14 protein-coding genes are annotated in these 22380 nt (G+C 65.1%); 9 read left to right on the top strand and 5 right to left on the bottom strand.

Going from position 1 to position 22380, the window contains the following annotated elements; genetic code table 11:
• Window positions 1-277 precede the first annotated feature (277 nt).
• Entirely contained in the window at window positions 278-2377 is a 2100-nt protein-coding gene (locus EWE75_RS17895) for a beta-galactosidase (RefSeq protein WP_231708437.1), read from the top strand.
• A 192-nt stretch (window positions 2378-2569) separates the two neighbouring features.
• Window positions 2570-5236 carry a glycoside hydrolase family 31 protein gene (locus EWE75_RS17890; RefSeq protein ID WP_206364804.1) on the top strand — a complete coding sequence of 889 codons (2667 nt, stop codon included), beginning with the start codon at window positions 2570-2572 and terminating at the stop codon, window positions 5234-5236.
• Between the two features lie 62 nt (window positions 5237-5298).
• On the opposite strand, the gene EWE75_RS17885 is transcribed toward EWE75_RS17890, so the two are convergent.
• Complete coding sequence (locus EWE75_RS17885) at window positions 5299-6579, bottom strand: MFS transporter (RefSeq protein WP_130159503.1); 1281 nt, start codon at window positions 6577-6579, stop codon at window positions 5299-5301.
• A gap of 227 nt (window positions 6580-6806) precedes the next feature.
• Here EWE75_RS17885 and EWE75_RS17880 point away from each other — a divergent pair, with 227 nt between their 5' ends.
• Window positions 6807-8123 carry an MFS transporter gene (locus EWE75_RS17880; RefSeq protein ID WP_206364803.1) on the top strand — a complete coding sequence of 439 codons (1317 nt, stop codon included), beginning with the start codon at window positions 6807-6809 and terminating at the stop codon, window positions 8121-8123.
• A gap of 125 nt (window positions 8124-8248) precedes the next feature.
• Here the strand turns inward: EWE75_RS17880 and EWE75_RS17875 are convergent, their stop codons facing one another.
• The 4 genes from EWE75_RS17875 to EWE75_RS17860 are packed head-to-tail and all read right to left on the bottom strand — an operon-like array spanning window position 8249 to window position 13723.
• On the bottom strand, window positions 8249-10108 hold the full coding sequence (locus EWE75_RS17875; RefSeq protein WP_130159470.1) for a bifunctional sugar phosphate isomerase/epimerase/4-hydroxyphenylpyruvate dioxygenase family protein: 1860 nt from the start codon (window positions 10106-10108) through the stop codon (window positions 8249-8251).
• A complete protein-coding gene (locus EWE75_RS17870; RefSeq protein ID WP_165388433.1) occupies window positions 10105-11169 on the bottom strand; it encodes an SMP-30/gluconolactonase/LRE family protein in 1065 nt (354 codons plus the stop codon). Before EWE75_RS17870 ends, EWE75_RS17875 begins: the two co-directional genes overlap by 4 nt.
• 17 nt (window positions 11170-11186) lie before the next feature.
• Window positions 11187-12752, bottom strand: a complete 1566-nt coding sequence (locus EWE75_RS17865) for a carboxylesterase/lipase family protein (RefSeq protein ID WP_130159468.1) — start codon at window positions 12750-12752, stop codon at window positions 11187-11189.
• Window positions 12749-13723 (bottom strand): alpha/beta hydrolase, encoded by a 975-nt coding sequence (locus EWE75_RS17860; RefSeq protein ID WP_231708439.1) that lies wholly within the window; start codon window positions 13721-13723, stop codon window positions 12749-12751. The genes EWE75_RS17865 and EWE75_RS17860 overlap by 4 nt, the downstream gene beginning before the upstream one ends.
• Window positions 13724-13948: 225 nt before the next feature.
• On the opposite strand from EWE75_RS17860, the gene EWE75_RS17855 reads away from it, so the two are divergent.
• From EWE75_RS17855 to EWE75_RS17825, 6 genes are all read left to right on the top strand, one after another.
• Complete coding sequence (locus EWE75_RS17855) at window positions 13949-14596, top strand: TetR/AcrR family transcriptional regulator (protein WP_130159467.1); 648 nt, start codon at window positions 13949-13951, stop codon at window positions 14594-14596.
• A 104-nt stretch (window positions 14597-14700) separates the two neighbouring features.
• Window positions 14701-17658 (top strand): TonB-dependent receptor domain-containing protein, encoded by a 2958-nt coding sequence (locus EWE75_RS17850; protein WP_130159466.1) that lies wholly within the window; start codon window positions 14701-14703, stop codon window positions 17656-17658.
• A 56-nt stretch (window positions 17659-17714) separates the two neighbouring features.
• Window positions 17715-18554, top strand: a complete 840-nt coding sequence (locus EWE75_RS17845; protein WP_130159465.1) for a shikimate dehydrogenase — start codon at window positions 17715-17717, stop codon at window positions 18552-18554.
• A 498-nt stretch (window positions 18555-19052) separates the two neighbouring features.
• Complete coding sequence (locus EWE75_RS17835; protein ID WP_130159464.1) at window positions 19053-19931, top strand: NmrA/HSCARG family protein; 879 nt, start codon at window positions 19053-19055, stop codon at window positions 19929-19931.
• Window positions 19932-19965: 34 nt separating this feature from the next.
• Window positions 19966-20925 carry an alpha/beta hydrolase gene (locus tag EWE75_RS17830; RefSeq protein ID WP_130159463.1) on the top strand — a complete coding sequence of 320 codons (960 nt, stop codon included), beginning with the start codon at window positions 19966-19968 and terminating at the stop codon, window positions 20923-20925.
• Window positions 20922-21317, top strand: a complete 396-nt coding sequence (locus EWE75_RS17825; RefSeq protein ID WP_206364802.1) for a hypothetical protein — start codon at window positions 20922-20924, stop codon at window positions 21315-21317. Before EWE75_RS17830 ends, EWE75_RS17825 begins: the two co-directional genes overlap by 4 nt.
• Window positions 21318-22380: the final 1063 nt, after the last annotated feature.

Genomic DNA, 22380 nt, shown 5'->3' with positions numbered 1-22380 from the left:
AACCGTCCCGTTGTCCCCCCGAACAGCGTTAGGCGCTCCTGCGCTTTGTCTGCGCCGTCCACGGCCGACATCAGTCTTTGTAAAAAAGCCGTTCAGAATACGCAGGAATATCGCGACGTCGGCCGATGCTATACTGTCGGGGTGCGCGTCAGGTTGTGATCGGTGGTGTGGAGCGGCACTATTGTCGAACGGCGAGGCTATGCGGGCCGGACGGCGAGAAGCTTCCCACACGATGCGCCCGATAGCTTGGAAACGATACGGCAGGGAGGAGTTGGCGATGGAAGGCAGGATCATGCAGAGGTTGGTGAAAGCGCTCGCATTGGCCGTGGTGGCGCTGCCGGCAGCGACGCAGGCGCAGGTGCCGGATACCATTCTCTACGGCGTCGCGTATTATGACGAGTACACGCCGGTCGACCGCGTCGAGGAAGACGCGCGCATGATGAAGGCCGCCGGCATCAGTGTCGTCCGCATCGCAGAATCGACCTGGGGCACGCTGGAGCCGCAGCCCGGGGTCTTTGATTTCAGCCATGTCGATCGCACGCTTGCCGCGATGCATAAGCAGGGCATCAAGGTAATCGTCGGAACGCCCACCTATGCTGTGCCGACCTGGCTGGCGCGCCAGCATCCCAATATCCTCGTCGTCGGCCGCGACGGCGTCCGCGCGCAATATGGCACGCGGCAGAACATGGACATCACCGATCCCGACTATCGGGCGGCGGCGCAGCGGGTGATCGTCGCGCTGGTGGACCATGTTAAGGATCATCCGGCGGTGATCGGCTACCAGCTCGACAACGAGACCAAGCCCTATGGCACCAGCGGCCCTGCGGTGCAGGCGGCGTTCGTCCAGTCGTTAAAGGCGAAATGGCCGAGCCTCGATGCACTGAATCAGGCGTGGGGCCTGAATTACTGGTCGAACCGGATCAACCGGTGGGAGGACTTCCCGTCGACCAACGGCTCGATCAACGCCAGCATGTCCAACGCCTTTGCCGCCTACCAGCGCAGCCTCGTCACTGACTTCCTGGCGTGGCAGGCCAAGCTCGTGCGCGCCCACGCCCGGCCCGGCCAGTTCATGACGCAGAATTTCGACCTGGGCTGGCGTGAGGGCTCCTATGGCATCCAGCCGGAGGTCGACCATTGGAAGGCGGCACGGGCGCTCGATATCGCCGGCATCGACATCTATCATCCCACCCAGGACAAGCTGACCGGCGCGGAGATTGCCTTTGGCGGCGACGAAGCCCGCTCGATCCGCAACGGACAGAATTATCTGGTGCTGGAAACCGAGGCGCAGGGTTTCCCGCAATGGACGCCCTATCCGGGCCAGCTTCGTCTGCAGGCGTTCAGCCATCTCGCCTCAGGCGCGCAGATGGTCGAATATTGGCACTGGGCGACCACCGCAAACGCGGTCGAGACCTACTGGCGCGGGCTGCTGTCGCAGGACTACAAGCCCAATGCGGAATATGCGGACGCAAAGGTGATCGGCGCGGAGATCGCTCGCCTCGGCCCGAAGCTGGCGGGAATGACGAAGCACAATAAGGTCGCCGTCTATGTCAGCAACGCCGCCCAGACTGCGTTCAATTCCTTCAAGCCGGCGGGCATAGAATATAACCAGGTGCTGCGCCCCTTCTACGATGCACTCTATCGGATGAACGTCGAGGCGGACATCGTGTCGCCCGACAGCACGCAGAAGCTCGACGATTACAAACTCATCGTTGTGCCGGCGCTCTATGCGGCGAGCGACGCGGAGATCGCGCGGCTGAACGACTATGCCAAGCGCGGCGGCCACCTGCTCTACACGTTCAAAAGCGGCTTTTCGGACGAGAACACCAAGGTCCGCTATGCCGCGCAGCCGGGTGCGATCGCCGAAGCGGCGGGGGTCACCTATCAGGAGTTCACGATTCCCGTCGGGGTGACGCTGGCGGGCAATCCGTTCGGGGTTTCGGATGCCGACAACGCGCCGCGCTGGTGGATGGAGATGTTGAAGCCCACCACCGCCGAGGTGGTGGCGCGCTATCAGCATCCGTCGTGGCCGGCTGCCGCCGCGATGACCCGCAACCACTGGGGCAAAGGCGAGGTCAGCTACGTCGGCTTCATGCCGAGCGACGCGCTGGCCGAAAAGATCGTCGCCGCCGAAGTCACGCGTGCAGGTGTCGCGCCATCGGTTGCGGGCGTGCAATTCCCGATAATCGTGCGCGGCGGCACGTTGAAGAACGGCCACACGGTCCGGTACGTGCTCAACTATTCGCCCTCGCCACAGCACATGGCGGCCCCCGCCGCCGGCACCGAACTGTTGCATGGGCGCAAGGTGAAGCGTGGCGAACCAATCGACCTTGCCGCGTGGGACGTTGCCATTATCGAGGAAGACGGACGATCCGACTGATCCAGCGCCACCCTCGCTTACACTTTGGAAGGATCGGGCCGGCCCGCTGACGATCGGCGCATGACAGGCACCTTCCCGAACAGGATGTGTGAGGGATCATATCTTTCATAGGAAGAACGGTGGTTGCATAAATGAAAACAAGCGGTCACGTTAGGGCCGCGCTGCGCGGGGACGCGGCGATCGGGAGGTTGCGTGAACGAGAAGAAAACGCCGCGTAGCTGGGCCATCACCCGCCGGGCGCTGCTCGGAAGCGGTGCGGGCGCGGCGATCGTGTCGAGCGGCCTGGTGCAAGCCGCGACGAGGATTGCCTCCCCGGATTTTGTGATCCGCTCCGGCGAACTGTCGATTGCCGTCACGGCACTGAGCGATCGTGCGTTCCGTGTCCGCGTCGCGCCGTTGGGAGCGCCCCCCGCCACGCCAAGCGAAATGCTGGCGCCCATCGCGAAACCGCCAACCCCCAAGCGCACGCGGGAGGGCGGCAGAACGCGGCTGACGCTGCCGCACGCGCAATGCGTGTGGGATGAAGCGACAGGATGCCTGTCCTTCCATGACGGCGCCGGCAATGTGCTTCTCAGTGAAACGCCCGGATCGCGCCACGTCGCGCAATCGACGATCGGGAACGAGCCGACCCTCGCCGTGTCGCAAGGCTTCGCCAGCCCGACCGACGAACGCCTCTACGGCACCGGCTGCTTTCAGGACGGCCATCTCGATATTCGGGGCCTGCCACGCCGCCTGACGCAGGTGAACACGCAGATCAGCCAGCCGTTCGTGCTGTCGAGCAAGGGCTATGGTCTGCTGTGGCATAATCCCGGCATGGCGGAACTGAACCGGCCGGATCGGCCGATCGTCTTGACCCGGCAGGCGGCCGCAGGCGCGGCGCGGATGGCGGATGTCACCACCTCCACCGGCAATGCCCGCGTCCAGCGCCGCGATGCCGAGTTCACCGGCACGTTCACGGTCCCGCAGGGTGGGCGCTATGCGTTCCTGCTCGATCTCGGCCGCAAGATGTCTTCGCGCCATTATGTGGAGATCGACGGCAAACCCCTGACGGACCTCACCAATGTCTGGCTGCCGCCGACCGCCAGCTTCATCGGTGAACTGGCTGAGGGGGAGCATACAGTGCTGGTGCGGGCGAGCGACGAGGATGTGCCGGTGCTCCACGTCGCCCCCGTCGACGATCGCACGACCTGGTCGTCGCCGGTATCCGAGGGGATCGATTATGTCGTGATCGCCGGGCCGACGGCGGCGGAGGTCATGGCGGGCTATCACGCGTTGCTCGGGCCGCAGCCGATGATGCCGCTATGGGCGCTGGGCTATATTCATTGCCGGGAGCGGTTTCACTCGTCGGACGAGATACTGGCGACGGCACGCGAATTCCGCGCGCGCAAGCTGCCCTGCGACATGATGGTTCAGGATTGGCAATATTGGGGGAAGTATGGCTGGAACGCCATGCGTTTCGACGAGGACCATTATCCCGACCCCGCAGGGCTGGTTCGCGATCTGCATGCGATGGACATGCGGCTGATGCTGTCGGTCTGGTCCAAGGTCGGCAAGGAAACAGAGCTGGGCAAGGACGTCGCAGCCAAAGGATTCTACATTCCGGGCACCGAATGGATCGATTTCTTCAATCCCGTCGCCGCACATTTCTATGGCCGCCAGCAGAACCAGAAGCTCGCCTCGCTCGGCATCGACGCCTGGTGGCAGGACGCGACCGAACCCGAGAATGACGATCTCGCCGGACGGCCGATTTATGCGGCACCGGGCCGGACCCAGCCGGGCGAGACGCGCCGCAACCTCTATCCGCTGCAGGTCAGCCGAACGGTGTATGAGGAACAGCGGCGCGCCTATCCAGACAAAAGGGTGATGATCCTCACCCGGTCGGCGGCACCGGGACAGCAGCGTTATGGCGCGGCGACATGGTCGGGTGACATCGGCCACGATTGGGAGACGCTGAAGCGGCAGATCCCCGCCGGGCTCAACATGGCGGCGGCGGGACAAGCCTGGTGGACCGTCGACGCAGGCGGCTTTTTCCGACCGGGCAAGGGGCAGTACACAGACCCTGCCTATCAGGAACGGTTCCTGCGCTGGTTCCAGTTTGCGACATTCCTGCCGATGACGCGCGTCCACGGCTACATGACCGATACCGAGTTCTGGCGATATGGCGATACGGTGGAGCGCGTCGCCCGCTTCTACCTCGAACTGCGCTATCGCTTGCTGCCCTACACTTATGCTCTGGCAGCCGAGGCTTCGGAGGCCGGAATGCCGCTGATCCGGCCGCTGGTGTTCGACTTTCCAAACGATCCAAACGCGCTGGATCAGGTTCATGCGTACATGTTCGGCAGCGCCATCCATGTCGCGCCGGTGCTGGCCGCAGGCGTGAAGACATGGGACGTATATTTGCCGGTTTCAGAGGGCGGCTGGTACGATTTCTGGACCGGCGAGCATCGCGAGGGCGGGCGGACGCACCCCGTTCCGGTGGCGCTGGACCGCATTCCGCTTCATGTACGCGCGGGCAGCATCGTGCCGCTGGGGCCGGTCGGCCAATCGACGGCGCGGCTGCTGGGTGGGGAACTCGATCTTCTGGTATATCCCGGTCGGGACGGTAGCGCCGCGTTGTACGAGGATGACGGACTCACCTATCGCTACGAGCAAGGCGCGGCGGCGCGCACGACGCTGGCGTGGAAGCAGGCGGCGGGCGTGCTCACGCTGGGCGCGCGGCGGGGCAATTATCCCGGCATGAAGACGAGCCGGGCGATCCGCGCGCATTTGATGCGCCCGGGCGACTCCGCGTTGTCGGTAAGCTCGGGCGTGGCGGTGGAGTATGCCGGGCGGGCTAAGCAGATGATCCTGGGGACTTAGCTCCCCCGGTGATGCGGTCATCCCGGTCCGTCGCTACAGGCAGCCATAGACGCTTAGCCCCTTCAGGCTTCGAATCCGGGCCGGAGTGACGCGTCGGCGGGCAATGCCGCGAGAGCGAGCAGTGCGATCAGCGATCCCGTGGCCATCACGATCGCCACCGCCTGCAGGCCGATGCCGCTCGCAAACATGAACCCCGCCAGCGCGGGCGCAAGCGCGGAGCCGCCGCGCCCGATACCGATGGCGAACCCGGTCGCGGCGGCACGCACCGACGTGGGGAAGTCGCGCGCGATCAACGCGTAAAGCCCGACGATGCCGGCGTTGGTGAAGAAGCCGGTCGCCGCCGCCATCGCCGCCATCGTGCCGAGCCCCGCCTGACCGTGACCGAACGCGACGATCAGCACCGCCGAGAATGCCATCGTGGCGATCGTCATCGGCCGGAGCGGCAGACGGATCGTCAACAGGCCGAACAGCACCGCACCGATGGTCCCGCCGATGTTGGTCCACACCAGCACGCCCGCCGCTGACGCGGGCGCGAAGCCCATGTCGACGACGATCTTGGGCGTCCACTTCAGGATGAAATAGAAGCTCATCAACTGCGCGAAATAGGCGATCGTCATCAGGATCGTCCGTCGCGCCAGATCGGGCGAGAACAAAGCCGCGAGCGGCGCCTTGCGCGGCACGTCCGCGACCGGGGGCAGCGCAGCGATGGGTGGATGCCCCATCCGCGCAAGCGACGCGTTGATGTTGGCGAGCGCACGGGGGCTGCGGCGTTGCATCTCGAACGCGATCGATTCGGGCGCGCACCACCATATCAGCGGCATGAAGCCCAAGGTCACGATCGCACCGAACTGGAAGACGATCGGCCAGTCGGCATGGTGCAGCAGCGCCGCCGAAATCGAGCCGCCGATCACCGCGCCGAGCGGATAGCCTGCCGCCATCAGCACCACGCACAGGCTGCGGCGTGCCGCATTGGCGGCTTCCGACACGGCGGCGTTGGTGACGGCAAGCATCCCGCCGATGCCGACGCCCGTCAGCACGCGCCAGAGGCACAGCGCCAGCACACCATGCGCGCTCGACGCGCCGAGCATGCCGACCGCCATCACCGGCAGACAGCCGAGGATCGTGCGCCGCCGCCCCAGCCGATCGGCCACGCCGCCCAACAGAATCGAGCCAAGTGCCATGCCGATCAATTCCATCGACAGCACGATGCCGAGCGCACCGCGATCGATCCCCCAATCGTGCGCGATGCCAGGCGACGCGAAGCTGATCGACAGCACATCGAACCCGTCGAGCGCGTTGAGGCCGACCATGATGGCGACGATGCCCCATTGGAAGCGTGACATCGGCGAGCGATCGATCAGGTTGCGGGGATCGGTGGGCACGGGCGCCTCTCCTGAATTATGTTATGATGCATATCGATATCGTCATTGCGGCTGTTGTACAATCGCGCGGCATGTCGGACGTGTCGAATGTGAAACACGCGTGCGGTAAACTCGCGCTTGCACATATTTACGTTACGAACTAGTTCCTACAACGATAAGCCACAAAGATGGGCGGGGAGAGTGATCCGGTGCTGAATACCAGCCAGACCGCAGCTTCAGCGGCGGTGTCCGTTTCGGCGCAGGAGCGCCCCACGCGCGTCCGCTTCGTCATGCTCGCGCTGATCGCGACCGGCACGCTCATCAACTATCTTGACCGCACCATCCTCGGCATCGCCGCGCCGGCGCTGACGCATGATCTCGGCATCAATCCGGCGATGATGGGTTTGGTGTTCTCGGCGTTTAGCTGGACCTATGCAGCCGCACAGATTCCGGGCGGCGCGTTCCTCGATCGCTTCGGCACGCGGCTCACTTATTGTTTGTCGGTCGGTTTCTGGTCGTTCTTCACGCTCTGCCAGTCGCTGGTCGGCGGGATCGGCATGTTGCTCGGCTTCCGCTTTTTGCTGGGTATCGCCGAGAGTCCGTGCTTTCCGGCCAACAGCCGGGTCGTCGCGACGTGGTTCCCGCGCCAGGAGCGCGCATTCGCGACCGGCGTCTATACGGTCGGTGAATATATCGGCCTCGCCTTCCTCAGCCCGCTGCTGTTCGCGATGATGGCGGTGCTCGGCTGGCGATCCTTGTTCGTCGGTGCGGGCGCGATCGGTCTGGTGTTCGCGGCGATCTGGTGGTGGAAATATCGCGAGCCGGCCGATAGCCGCGCCAATGCCGCCGAACTCGCCGAGATCGTCGCAGGCGGCGGCCTCGCCGCGAAGCCGCAGCGCCAGCCGTTCGACTGGCGCAACGCGGGGCGGCTGCTGCGCAAGCGCCAGATGTGGGGGATCTGCCTCGGCCAGTTCGCGGGCAATTCGACGTTGGTGTTCTTCCTGACGTGGTTCCCGACCTATCTCGCCACCGAGCGGCACATGGACTGGCTCAAGCTCGGTTTCTTCGCGGTGATGCCGTTTTTGGCGGCATCGGTCGGCGTGCTGTTCGGCGGTTGGTGGTCGGACCGGATGTTGCGGCAGGGCAAATCGCCCAATATCGCGCGCAAGCTGCCGATCATCCTCGGGCTGTTGCTGGCGGCGACGATCGTCTCGGCCAATTTCGTCGACGACAATCGCATCGTCATCGCGATCCTGAGCCTCGCCTTCTTCGCGCAGGGCATGGCGGCGCTGGGCTGGACATTGGTGTCGGACATCGCGCCCGAGGGGATGCTCGGCGTGACCGGGGGCATCTTCAATCTCGCCGCCAACCTCGCCGGCATCGTCACCCCGCTCGTGATCGGCGCGATCGTCGCCGCGACGGGGAGCTTCTTCTACGCGCTCGCCTTCATCGGCGTGATCGCGCTGCTGGGCGCGCTGTCGTACATCTTCGTGCTCGGCGACGTGAAACGGATCGTGTTGGAGTAAGGCGGTCGGTCGGGCTTTCCACCTGACCGCCCCCAAACCGTTCGTGTCGAGCGGAGTCGAGACACTGAGCGCCGCGCTTGCGACATGTCCCTCGACTTCGCTCGGGACGAACGGAGGTTGGTGGATCAGTCCGCGATCACCGGATCGCGGAACTTGTTCTGCGCCGCCAGCCGGATCGCGGCGTTGGGTGCGCCATAGCCTTCGTAGCCGGCGCCGCGCTCGACGAATTCGAAGAAGAAGGTCTTGGCGAACGCGCGGGTATAGAGCTGGCGGTAGCGGTGTCCGGCGGCATCCTCGTCGATCAACAGGTCGTTGGCGCGCATCGCTTCGGCCTCGGCGTCGCTCAGCGCGAAGCGTTTGGCGGCATCGTCCTGATAATTGTGCGGCACCGGCAACCGCGATTGGCCGAGCTGCGCCATCGCGACCGCCGCCGCCTCAAGATCACGGACGCGCAGCGCGACATGCTGGAAACCGGCACCGAACGACTGGTGGAGGAAGCGCGCCGACAAGGCATCGCGCGCATCGGTGCTGTTGAGCGTGATGCGGAAGCTGCCGGTCGCATTCTGGATCGCCTGGCTCTGGACGAGGCCATTGGGGTCGATCACGTCCTGCGGCGTCTGCACCTGCACGTCGAACAGACTGCGCCAGTATAGCTGCCACGACAGGAATTCGTCGTTGGGCACGGTCGCGGCGAGATGATCGAAACCGCTGACGCCGATGTCCGGGCCGGCTGGGCCGCCGTCGGCGATGAACTCGTCCGCCCAGATCGTCCGCGCCGCCTCGACATCGAGCACGTAGACGAGGCTGCCGGCGACGCCGCGCAGTGCGGGCATGGTGCGGATGTCGCTGGCATGTTCGGGGATGCCGAGCGCGCGCGCCCGCGCCATCGTCGCGGCGCCGTCCGCGACCACCAGCCCGATCGCGCAGATCGCGGTGCCGTGGGTCGCGCGATAGGCGCTGGCGAAACCTTCCGGTGCGTAATTGAGCACGAAATTGGCGCCGCCGTTGCGCCAGAGCTCGACCGCCTTGGCGCGGTGCCGGCCCGCCGGCACGCACCCGGCCGAGCGCAGCAGAGTCTCGATCGCGCCACGGTCGCTCTCGATCACGGCGAATTCGATGAACTCGACGCGCTCGATATGCGCGCGTGCCGGCATGGCGGGGGTCTCGCCGATCGCGCGGCGCGCGGCATCGCGCAACGCGTCGAGCGAGCGTAGCCCGTCGCGCGCGACCATCGTTGCGGAATTGGCGCGGAAGCGATCGTTGAAGATTTCGAGGCTGAGCGGGCCGGTATAGCCGAGCTTGAGAATTTCGGCGACATACTCGGTCAGGTCGAAACCGCCCTGGCCGGGCAGGCAGCGGAAATGGCGGCTCCAGTACAGATAGTCCATGTCGAGCAGCGGCGCATCGGCGAGCTGGACAAACACCAGCTTCTCGGGCGCGATGTCTCGGATCGACTGGCTGGGGATGCCGCGCGCGAGCGAGTGGAAACTGTCGAGCAGGATGCCGATGCGCGGATGGTCGACAGCTTCGACGATCTCCCACGCGACGCGGTGATCGTTGACATGTACGCCCCATGCCAGCGCCTCATAGCCGACCGTCACGCCGTAGCGCTCGGCGAGGTCGCCAAGCTCGCGCAGATCGGCGATGGCACGCGCGCGGTCGCCCGAGGATTGCGGCGAGCAGTTCGAACACAACAGGATACGGTCGCAGCCGAGCACCTGCATGATCTCGAACTTCTGCGCGATCCGTTCGAACGCGCGGGTGCGCAGCGGCTCGGGCATGCCTTCGAGATCGCGGAACGGTTGATACAGCACGCAGCGCAGGCCGAGCTCGTCGAGCAATGCGCGGACCTCCTGCGGCGACAGCGGCGATGCGAGGAAATCGGTGTCGAAGATTTCGACCGCCGTGAAGCCGGCCTCGGCGGCGGCGCGCAATTTGTCTTCGAGCGTACCGCTGATCGAGACGGTGGCGATGGCGTTGGTCATGGCGCGGGCTTCCTGATGATATCTGCGTGCCAGTCGCGGACGATGGCGAGGCTGCTCGCCTGGAACGAGCCGAGCCACAACGCGCCATCGGCGATGGCGGCGGCGGACAGGCCGTTGAAACCGGGTTGCGGGCGGCCATAAGCAAAGGTCGATATGCGGTGGTGCGCGCGGTCGAGTTCACCTACCACCCAGCCGCGATGGCACAGCATCGGATCGGCGACGCCAGCGACGATCGTACGCAGGCCGCCGCACGCCGGCTCGTCGAGCCGCATCCCGGCGAGCAGCAGATGGCCATCGCTCCAGTGGATGTTGTCGGGCATGAAATCGGGCGCGTCGATGCGCTCGACCGGTTGGCTGGTATCGCTGCGATCGTAGACGAGAACGGCGTGCCAGCCGAACGCGATCACGTAGAAATGGCGCTCGTCGGGATCGACTTCGAGGCCGTTGTTGCCGGGCAGTTCGGTGCCGGGGAGGAGGGTGAAGGCGGTATCGCCCGGACGCCATTGCCACACCGCGCCGGTGATCTTGCCCGCGACGAAATCGGCGATGGTGGTGCCGGGGCGGGTGAGGACAGTGACGAGGATCGTGCCGTCCGCGAAACTCGCGACCGCGTTGCCGACCTGCCCCTCGGGCATCGGCAGGCAGCCGCGCCAGGTGAGGCGGGGGGTGTCGGCGCGCGTATCGACATCGAACGCTTCGATCGACTGGCGGCCGCCGTGGTTGACGACGAGCAGCCGCCAGCGATCCTTGCCTGTCCGACGGAGCGAAAGCCCGCGCGCGTTGAACAGCGTCGTATCGACCGGGCCGGGGCAATGCGCGAAAGCGCGGCGATCGAACGCGATCTGCTCCGGGGCCTGTGCGAACCATGTCGTGAAGGCGCGCGCGCGGACATCGACCAGTTTGAGGCCCGCGCCATCCGAGAACCCGCTCGCGATCAGCCAGCGCGTGCCGGGGATGGCGAGCACATCCTCGGGCTTTTGCGGGCCGCAGACATAGTCGAGCTCGCTATCGGCCGGGCACGCCGCCTGCGCGTGCGCCGTGCCCGCCAAGAGCAGAAGCAACGAGAACAGCGCGATCCTCAATCGCGTGGCCTCGCGCGTGCGGGCGGCGGGGCGGGCGCGGCCTTGGTGAGCAGATCGAGGTCGGCGTAATGCGGCCAGGCGATCGTCTTGCTCTCGGGCGCGAGCCAGACCAGCTTCGGCGCGGCGGGATCGAACGCCGGCCATGCGCCGACCCTCGGGCTGGTCGGCGCTTGCCCGCGTGCGAACGATAGCAGCGCGTCGGACATCTCCGCTTCCAGCGCGACGTCGCCCGGCTCCCACACCCGCGTCCGGCGGAACAGGTCGAAGGCGGGGCGGGTGCGCAGCCAATAGGGCACGTCGCCGCTATGATAGGCGCCGACCGTCGCCGGATCATGATCGCTGAAGGTGACGCCCGGTGCATAGGGCTGACGGCGCGTGAAGACATAGCCATAGGCGGGCTTGGTGCCATAGCGCTGCTGGTGGCGTGCCCATGATGTCATTTGCAGCCCGACGGTCGAATCGCGCGCGATATCGGCCGCGTCGCGCGCCGGATCGCCGGAAGTGTACACTTTGAGGATCGCATCGGCGCGATCGCCGAACCGCGCGGTCACTGCGGCGACCAGCGCGGCGCGATCGGCGATCGGCCCGAACGGACGGAAACTCTCGTCGCGGGTGTAACCGATCAGGACCGGCACGTCGTTCTGGCGGCGCCCTGTGAACACCGCCTCGGCGGTGCCGGTGACGATCCGGCCGTCGAGCGTGATCGCGTCGCGGTGCGTGGCCGCCGAGACGATCCTGTCGGCGGGCATCCCGCGCATCTCGGCGAGCGAGGCCGCGCCGATTTCCTTTTGAAGCGCCAGCCCCTGCGCCTCGGCGGTGGCGAGTGGTGCGGGGCCAAGCATGCCGCCGAACGGACTGCCGCTCATCCCCACCGCGCGCGCGAACAGTCCCTTGGCGGCGGGACTCATCTGGAGCAGCGCGACCGACATCGATCCCGCCGATTGTCCGACGATGGTGACGTTGGCGGGATCGCCGCCGAATTTGGCGATATTGTCGCGCACCCAGCGCAGCGCGGCGATCTGGTCCATCAGCCCGTAATTGCCCGACGCGCCGCCGCCTTCGCGGCTGAGTTCGGGATGCGCGAAGAAGCCGAGCGGGCCGACCCGGTAGGCGATGTTGACTCGCACCACGCCGGCCTGCGCCAACGGCTCGCCCGAATAGTTCGCCATGCTGGCCGAGCCGATGTTGAAGCCGCCGCCGTAGATCCACACCACGACCGGCGCCTTGCGCGCGGTCTTGGGCGCCCAGATGTTAAGGTAGAGGCAATCCTCGCTCGTCGCCTCGTTGCCGAAATAATGGTTCTGCGCAGGGCCGCGCAGCGGCTGGAGGCATTCCGGCGCGAAGCGATCGGCGTGGTAAACGCCGGCCCAGGGCGTGACCGGCTGCGGCGGCTTCCAGCGCAGGTCGCGCACCGGCGCGGCGGCGAACGGCACGCCGAGCCACGCTGCGACGCCCGAGGGCAGGACGGTGCCGTCGATCTGCCCACCCGTCACCGCGACCGGCGCGGCGGCGGCAGGTGTCGCGAGCGAAAGCGCGAGTGCGATGGGTGCCAGCCGCCTCATTTGCGCGGCACGCCGAGCGTGTCGTGGAAGAAGTCGAACGTCGCGTTGGTGGCGCGCAGCGTCGCGGAACGGGTCGCCTCCGGGGTCGCGCCGATGAAGCTGTGATCGACGCCGTCGATGTAGATCGATTCGACCGGCACGCCGGCCTTGCGCAACGCCGCTTCGCCGATATGCGATTGCGCGACCGGCACGGTCTTGTCGGCGGTGCCGTGGATCAGCAGGAACGGCGGGTCACTCTTGTCGATGTAGGTGACCGGGCTGACTGCGGCGATCTTGTCGGCGGGGCAGGGGCCATCACAGCCGAGCAACCTCGACCCCGCCGAATTGCCGTCCGGCGTCGCGTTCATCGCGCTGAAGTCGTACACGCCGTACCATGTCACCGCCGCCTGTATGCAGCCATCCTGCGCTGCGGCGGGATCGAGCTTGGTGTTGCGGCAGGTGACGGCGGTGAGCGCGCTGAGATGCCCGCCCGCCGAGCCGCCCCATACGCCGACGCGCTTGGGGTCGATGCGGTATTCGGACGCATGCGCGCGCAGGAAGCGGATCGCGGCGTTTGAATCCTGCAATTGCGCGGGGAAGCGCGCTTCGGCCGAAAGCCGGTATTCGAGGCTGGCGACGGTGAACCCCTCGGCGGCGAGCGATGCGAGTACCTTGGGGAAATCGGCGAGCGCGCCCGAATGGCGGGTATGTCCAGCCATCCAGCCGCCGCCGTGGATGTAGAGCACCAGCGGGTGCGGCCCCGGCGTCGGCGGCACGTAGATGTCGATGATCTGTGGGCGATAGCCGGGCAGCGTCTGGTACACGACATCGCGCCACGCCTTCACACCGCCAGGGAAGGTCACTGGCTCGGCTGGAAAGCGATCCTCGAGCACTGGCTTTTCGGCCACGGGGAATATGCGCCTGCCCGGGGTGGACGCGGCCGATGCGGCCGAACCGACCAGCGACAGGATCATCAAACAGGAACCGAGCATGCGTGCCAAGGGACTCTCCTCCACTGTAGCCGCCGGTCGCGCCGACGACGATTGTGCCGAAGGCTAACACGTCAGCCGGATTCGCAAAAGACGAAATGTTAGGAACGAGTTCGTCCCTTTTGTAGCCAGGATCGCATGGCTTTGTCGTTTGCGCGGTTGATGCACCCGTGCGTCCATGCCTATCTCTCGTCCGGCACAGCGTTTCAGCGAGTTCAGGAGATCAGAGTGGCGGATGATGCGAAAAGCAGCCGGCGTTCCCGTGCCGAGGCGCGCGAGGAGGCGATCAGCGAACTCGTCGATATCGCCACGGCCGAATTCGTCGAAAAGGGCCTGGCCGGTGCGCGGATCGACGAGATCGCCGGCAAATCGACCAAGCGGAAGATCTATTATTATTTCGGCGGCAAGGACGAGCTGTACCGGGAGGTGCTGGAGCGCGCCTATCGCCGCGTGCGCGCCAGCGAAAGTGAGGTCGATATCGAGGCCGGCACCGCAGTCGACGCGTTGCGTGGCCTGATCGAGCATGACGTGCGCTATCACTCGGCACATCCCGAGCTGGTGCGGCTGGTGATGAACGAGAACATCCACCGCGCCGAACACCTCAAGCAGATCGAGAGCGTGCGCGAGAACAACCACACCGTCATCGACATCCTGTCGCGGATCATCGCGCGCGGCGAGGCCGAGGGTAGTTTCCGGTCGGGCATCGACCCGATCGAACTGCACATGAACCTGACCGCGCTGGCGTTCTACAACGTCTCCAATCAGTTCACTTTCTCGCACAATTTCGGGATCGACATGTCGAGCCCCGACTCGGTCGAACGGCGCGCGAAGCAGGTCGCCGACATCATCCTCGCCTGGGTCACGCAGAAAGAGTGAATGCGGATATCCGGTCCGATCGATTATTGACAGGTACTAGTTCGTACCATATTCCGCTCCCAGAAGCCGACGCATCAGGACGTCGGCCAAAGGGGAGGATTGGCATGCGGCACGTCGCCAGCGGTCTCGCTATTTCCGCGTCACTTTTCGCGCTCGCCACCGCGATCGGCATCACGCCGGCGCTGGCTCAGGATCAAGCCGCCGCCGGCCAGACCGCGCCCCGCCCGGACGATCAGCCGAGCGCCGAGCAGATCAAGGACATCATCGTGACCGGCTCGCTGATCCAGCGGCCCAACAACACCTCGGTCAGCCCGATCGTGTCGGTCAGCGATACCGCGATCAAGGAGAGCGGCACCGCCAATCTGCAGGATGCGCTCAACCAGGTGCCGAGCTTCACCACCGGCGGCAACAGCGGCACCGGCGGACAGGGAACCGGCGGGCGCGCCTCGATCAACCTTCACGGCCTCGGCACCAACCGCAACCTCGTGCTGCTCGACGGGCGGCGGCTGCCGGTTTCGGACATCAACGGCAATGTCGATATCAACATCCTGCCCGAGGCGATCATCAGCGGTGTCGATGTGATCACCGGCGGCGCATCGGCGGTCTACGGATCGGACGCGATGTCCGGCGTGGTCAACTTCAAGACGCCGCGCAAGCTCGACGGGTTCAAGGTCGATCTGATGAACACGATCAGCGAGCGCGGTGACGGCTATCGCTTCAACGGCTCGCTCGCGTTCGGCAACACCTTCGCCGACGATCGCGGGCATATCCTCGCCGCTTTCTCCTATTCCAAGCAGAACCCGGTCAACGGTGCGGCACGGTCGTTCTTCAACGACAAGACGCCATCCTCGTTCATCGGCACGGGCACGTATGTTCCGAGCGCGACCAATGCGCCGAGCGCGGCGGCCGAACAGGCGGTGTTCGCGAAATACGGGGTGACCAGCACGGTCAACCCGCTGCTCAATCTCGGCTTCAATGACAATGGTTCGCTGTTCACGCAGACCGGCGCGCTCAATTATCGGGGGCCGACCAGCAACGGCTATGCGATCGTTGGCGGCAACGTGCGTATGCCGGTCGGCCAGCAGATCGATTTTTACAACGGGCTCGATCGCAAGACCGCGTTCGTCAAGGCTGATTACACCCTCGCGCCGGGGATCACCGCCTACGGCCAGTTCATGTACGTCGATCTGAGCGTCAACACGGCGAGCGGCAACAGCCTCACCCAGTTCGGCGTGCCGCTGACCGTGCCGGTCAGCAACCCGTTCATCCCCGCCGATTTGCGCACGATCCTCGCCTCGCGGCCCAATGCCGCCGCGCCGTTCACCATCAACGGCCGGTACGTCGGCGTGCCGTACAAGAGCTGGGACGAGAATTACCAGATCCAGCAATATATCGGCGGATTGAAGGGCGACATCGCGCCGGGCTGGTCGTTCGACGCGTTCGTCGGCTACGATCAGTCGAAGCACCTTCAGACGATGCACAACGGCGTGGTCAAGAGCAAGGTGCAGACCCTGCTCAACGCCGCTGACGGCGGTGCGTCGCTGTGCGCGGGCGGGTACAATCCGTTCGGCGAGACCAACGTGCGGTCGATGTCGCCGGCGTGCGTCGCCTATGTCACCAAGAATGCGATCGCGCAGGAGAAGCTCACGCAGACGCAGGTGCAGGGGCAGATCAACGGCCGCTTGTTCGATCTCGGCGCCGGCCCGGCCCAGATCGCGATCGTCGCCGATTACCGGCGCAACACCTACAGCTTCGTGCCCGACAGCGATGTGCAGGCGCAGAACATCGAGGCGGTGATCGCCAGCGCCCCCGCCTCGGGCGCGATCGCGGTGAAGGAAGCGGCGGCGCAGATCGACATTCCGCTGCTTGCCGACCGGCCGTTCTTTCAGGAACTCGGCATCGGCGGCGCGGTGCGCGTGTCGGATTACACGACCAGCGGATCGGTGACGAGCTATGAGGGCGATATCCGCTGGCGCCCGATCTCGGCACTGCTGATCCGCGGCGGCTATCAGCGCGCGGTGCGTGCGCCCAACATCGGTGAATTGTTCACGCCATCCTCCGGTACGCAGCTCGTGATCGGCACGCCGCCCGGCTCGCTCGGCGATCCGTGCGACGTGCGCTCGTCGGCGCGAACCGGCGCGAACGGGGCGCAAGTCGCGGCGTTGTGCGTGGCGCAGGGAATTCCGCAGGCGGCGATCTCGACTTACAATTTCCCGACCACCGCGACGGGGCAAATCGTGCAGGGCAACACCGCGCTCACGCCCGAAAAGGCCGATACGTTCAACGTGGGCATCGTGCTGAGTTCGCCGGTCAAGGGCGGGTTCCTCCAGGATTTCTCGCTGTCGGTCGATTATTACAGCATCAAGATCGACAACGTGATCTCGACGATTCCGGGTCTGACCGTGCTGTCGAAATGCTTCAACCTCGATGGCTCGAACAGCACGTACAGCGCGGCGAACCCGTATTGCCAGCTTGTCCAGCGCGACAATACCGGCCAGCTCGTGTCGGTCAGCACGCCCTATCTCAACCTCGGCGGGCTGAAGACCGCTGGCATCGAGGCACAACTCCATCTCGGCCTGCCCGCCACCTTCATCGCCAGCTCCGGCAAGGTCTATCTCGACGCGGGGGTGAACTGGCTGAGCAGTTACAAGGTCCAGTTGCTGCCGGGCGCGCCCTTCCTCAATTATACCGACATCAGTAACGGTGGCGCGGGAACCGGATCGGTGCCGCCGCGCGCGACGCCGCGCTGGAAAGGGCTGACCACGCTCGGCTACCGCTCGGAAGCGGTGAGCGTCGGGTTGCGCTGGAAGTATCAAGGATCGATGGACGACGTGAGCAGCGTGCTGACGCCGAGCAACACGCAGGTCGGCGTTGCGGATTATTCGACGTTCGATCTGTTCACCAGCTTCCGCGTGAGCAAGGCCTATGAGTTCCGCTTCGGCGTCAACAACCTGACCGACAAGGGGTTGCCGTTCGTGGCAAGTTCGCAGAACGGCACCGATGTGGCGCTGTATGATCCGCTTGGCCGGAGTTTTTACGCCGGCGTGAAGCTCACCTTCTGACCATCTCCCGCACGGCCCGGATCGGGCCGTGCGACCCTCTTGGATACGATACGGACATGATCAGAACTGGACTCGTCGGCCGCAGCATCATGGCATCCAAGTCGCCGTGGCTGCACGAGCAGGAGGGGGCGGCGCAGGGCCTCGATCTCACCTACGACCTGATCGACTTCACCCAGCGCGGGCTGGCCGATGACGATCTCGGCGCGACGATCCGGGCGTTGCCGGCGCAGGGATACGCTGGCGTCAACGTCACCTTCCCGTTCAAGCAGGCGGTGATCCCGCTCCTCGACGGGCTGGCCGAGAGCGCGGAACGGGTCGGCGCGGTCAACACGATCGCGATCCGCGACGGCAAACTGATCGGCCACAATACCGATATGGCCGGCTTTGCCCAAAATCTCGCCAGCGGATTGCCCGACGTTGCTGTCGGCCACGTACTACAACTTGGTGCGGGCGGTGCAGGGGCGGCGGTCGCGATAGCGTTGCTCAACTCGGGTGTGGCCAATTTGGCGCTCGCCGACATCGATCCGACACGGGCGTCAGCGCTGTGTGATCGGCTGGCTGCCGTGTTTGGTGACAGGCGTGCGAGCCCCTATTCGATGCTCGATTTACCGATCACCAAGGCGGACGGCATCGTCAATGCGACGCCGCTCGGCATGGCCGCGCACCCCGGTGCGCCGATCGACACCGCGTTGCTCGACGCGCGACAGTGGGTCGCCGATATCGTCTACTTCCCTCTCGAGACCGAATTGCTGAGGCAGGCGCGCGCACGGGGCTGTCGCGTGCTTGACGGCAGCGGCATGGTGATCGCGCAAGCGGCGATTGCCTTCGAGATCATGACCGGGCACCCCGCAAAGCTGGAACGGATGCGCGCCAGCTTCCTCTCCGGGTTGGCATGACCTGCTTATGCCACGGCTTTTACCGATAAACTTGGGTTTTTGATCCCGGCGGTCAGCGGGTCGACATAGCGGTGCGCCGCACCGATCGGCAGCAGATGCGGAATGACCTGGGCGTCTTTGGGGCGTTCTTGTCCCGTCCGTCCTCCGCACTGATCCGCAGCCTGCCTTTCGGCGTGGATGCGGCCGGAACGACCGCTTCACGGGCTTCCGCGATGTCGCTGAGCAGCCCGTGCGTCCGCTCTGAAGCGAGTGCCCTTCATCCGTCAGTCGCAAGCTTTGGCACCCGCGCTCGACCAAACGCACGCCGAGGCTTTGCTCGAGTTCGGCAACCCGCCACGCGCCGCGACACGGTCGAAATCCGACAAAGCCTGACGATCCATCCTTGTGTTCCGTATTTGAAACGAGCAATCTCGATATTGGGATCTCCTCAACGATGCTGAGACGGCTATCTTGTTCCTCAAGACCTGCGGTTCACACCAAACATGAGGAGATTTCGACATGACCATTCTCGTTACAGGCAGCACGGGCACCATCGGCGCGCAGGTTCTGGCGCATCTTCAAGGTCGCGGTGCCGACGTCCGCGCTTTGACGCGTTCACCCGAAACGGCGCAGCTTCCCGCCGGGGTGACGGCGGTCCGCGGCGACCTCGCCGACCCGGACTCGGTGCGCGCGGCCCTGCAAGGTGTCAGCACGCTGTTCCTGCTCGCCCCGAATGTCGCCGATGAACTGACGCAGGCCATGCTGACCTTGACGGTCGCGCGCGAGGCCGGCGTCAAAGGCATCGTCTATCTCTCGGTGTTCGGCGGCGAAGCCTATGCCGACGTGCCGCATTTTGCCGGCAAGTACACTGTCGAGCGCATGATCGAGGCACTCGACTTGCCTGCAACGGTTCTGCGCCCCGCGTACTTCATCCAGAACGATCTTCGTCAGAAGGACGTGCTTCAGAAAGCCGGTCTCTATGCCTCGCCGATTGGCGGGAAAGGTGTCTCGATGGTCGATATCCGCGACATCGGCGAGGCCGCCGCGATCGAGCTGCTCCGCCGTGATCAGGCTGCCGCGCCGCTCGGCCGCGAGACCTACGCCCTGGTTGGGCCGGACAGCCTGACCGGCGACGACATCGCCACTCTCTGGAGCGAAGCGCTCAGTCGCGAAATCCGCTACGGCGGGGACGATCTCGTCGTGATGGAGCAGCGCATGAAGACCATGCTGCCGGCTTGGCATGCGCTCGACCTGCGCCTGATGTTCGCCCGCTATCAGACGGATGGCGCGGTCGCGACCGCTGACGACATCGCCCGCCTGACCAAACTTCTCGGTCGCGCGCCACGCTCCTATGCCGCTTTCGCCAGGGATGCCGCGACTCAGTGGGCGAAGGGCTGAGCCCGCACTTCGCCTCCAACCAGCGAGACCTGCCATGATCACGATCCAACCTCTCTTGGCTGAAGACGCTCCGGCTGCGGCCGCGATGCGACAAGCCGCGTCGGCCCACAAGGGCGAGAAACTCGGGCCAGAGGCGCGGCCGATGTTCGATGCCATGTTTGCCGGCACACCCGCTGCGGCAGATGTCCGGGTAGAGGCCGCGACGATCGGAGGCATTGCAGGCTTCTGGCTCCGGCCGGCGGATGCACGACCGGGCGCGCGCATCCTCTATCTTCACGGTGGCGGGTATGTGCTCGGCTCGGCCCAGGCACTTACCAGCTTTGCGGGCCAGATCGCGGCGCGCGTCGGCGCCGATACCTTCGTCCCGGAGTACCGGCTTGCGCCGGAGCACCCGTTCCCGGCCGCGATCGATGATGCGGTCGCCGCCTATCGCGGCCTCATCGCGGACGGTGCCGAGCGGATCGTGGTTGCGGGCGATTCGGCAGGCGGCGGTCTGACGCTGGCGCTGCTCTCGATCCTCGCCGCTGATAAGCGCGATGGCTTGGTTCAGCCGGCCGGCGCGGCGGTGATGTCGCCGTGGACCGACCTGGCGCTCGTCGGCGAAAGCTTCGAAACGCGCAGCGAGGCCGACCCGATCTTCACGCGCGGCGTGCTCCAGGGTTTCGCCAACCTGTATCTTCAGGGCCAGGATGCCACGAACCCCAAGGCGTCGCCGCTCTATGCGCCACTCGGCGGCCTGCCGCCGATCCGCATCGATGTCGGCGACGACGAAGTGCTGCTCGCCGACTCCATCCGCTACACCGAGCTGGCGCGGGCGGCCGGGGTTGAGATCACATTATCGATCTGGGAGGGCATGCCGCATGTCTTCCAATCATCACTTGGCCAGTTTCTCGCGGCCAAGCGGTCCCTGGACGCCATCGGTGATTTCTTGCGCCAGCGGCTTGAGTCCCCGGTCGACGACGACGTCCCCTTCAATGCACGAAAAGGAGCTTGATCATGACACGCGTATTGTTTGTCGGGCAGAAGCCGGACACCGTCGACTTTTCCGATCCCGCTTTGCCACCGGGGTTCAATGCTGACAAAATCCAGGCGGGCATCGACATCGCCAAGACCATGCTGACCGAGCGCGGTTGGGACGGCGATCTCTGCATGATCGCTCCCGATGAAAGTGGCATCGCCGTACTGGCCGCGCAGCTTGCGAACGCGGACTATGACTGCGTCGTGATCGGTGGCGGCTTGCGCCTCCCGCCCAAAGGGCTGCCGTTTTTCGAGAGAGTGGTGAACGCGGTCCACCAAGGCGCACCGAAGGCGGCGATCGTATTCAACACCCGTCCCGAGGATACGGCGGAAGCCGCGGCGCGGTGGATCGGCGAACGCCATCCGTGATGGCCTTCGCCCACGGCTGGATGCATTCCGGTTCATCGGCATAGCTTCGGAGGTTTGACCTGAAAATTCTGGTATTGGGCGCCACCGGCTGGCGGATCGTTGGCAAGCCATAGGCCAGCCGACTTGCCGCATCCCGCAAGTCCTCCTGCATGCCGGCAGGGATGCAGGAGGCATGCTTTTGCCCTCTGACGCGATCGATCATGCCGCATATAGGGTTGGGGGGCAGGTCGGGTTTGAAACGGCCCCCGTGGACCCGATCCGCAAGTCCGGCGTAGCCCGATGGGCCTGTTGCTGCCCCGTTATCGAGCGGATCGCGCTGCCGTCCGGCAGAATCGATCGCAGTGTAACGCCTGCTGCCTCAATTGCCCAACCGTTGGCCGCAGCGGTCCGCATCGATCCGGCGCGGACCCGGGCGTGAGCCGGTATCCCGAAAATTATCCAATGATTTCAATGAGTTTTGGCGGAGCGGGAGGGATTCGTAATTCCAAAATATATATCTGTTAAATCTATAAAAATAAATTTTTTTGATTGCAGCCCCACACTCAGCCCCACAGTCATCAACATACGGTGTCGGACTTATCAATGAGAGGGTGCACACTTCCTATTGACGAGATTGACGTACATAGACGCAGCGGTGTCGAGTCCAGTTAACACTACTCTTTATGTTCTCGATCCAGTTGAGTGTCTCGTGCCGGCTCCATCGGCCATGGAAAATCTTGTGGGCGCTGGGAGGCGGCGCTTCGTCAGCGCTTCGCCAGCGTTTTCAGGCTCTCTTTACTATGCTGTATCGCCCACGGACGACCTCTGTCGTCGTGGCGCTCCCGTGTAGAATCTGGCCCATAGCGCTTCCTTCCACTCGTTCGTGGATGATGCACCATCAAAACCCGGGATCAACACCTAGTGCGCTGACCCAATCGGGTGATTCACAATCGGTTGGTTTCGTGCGAGTCTGGCGGGATGTCCCAGATCGTATGTGTGATCGTAAACTCTGAAGATGCGGCGCGGTTGGCGTCGGTGGTCGCCGATCGAAACGGTTCGCTCAAGCATATCCAGCGCGCCAGGA

It is taken from the genome of Sphingomonas populi, from assembly GCF_004208535.1.
Taxonomy (GTDB): domain Bacteria; phylum Pseudomonadota; class Alphaproteobacteria; order Sphingomonadales; family Sphingomonadaceae; genus Sphingomonas; species Sphingomonas populi.
The sequence above is the reverse complement of the archived record's forward strand: the minus strand, read 5'-3'. Positions and strand labels throughout refer to the sequence as shown.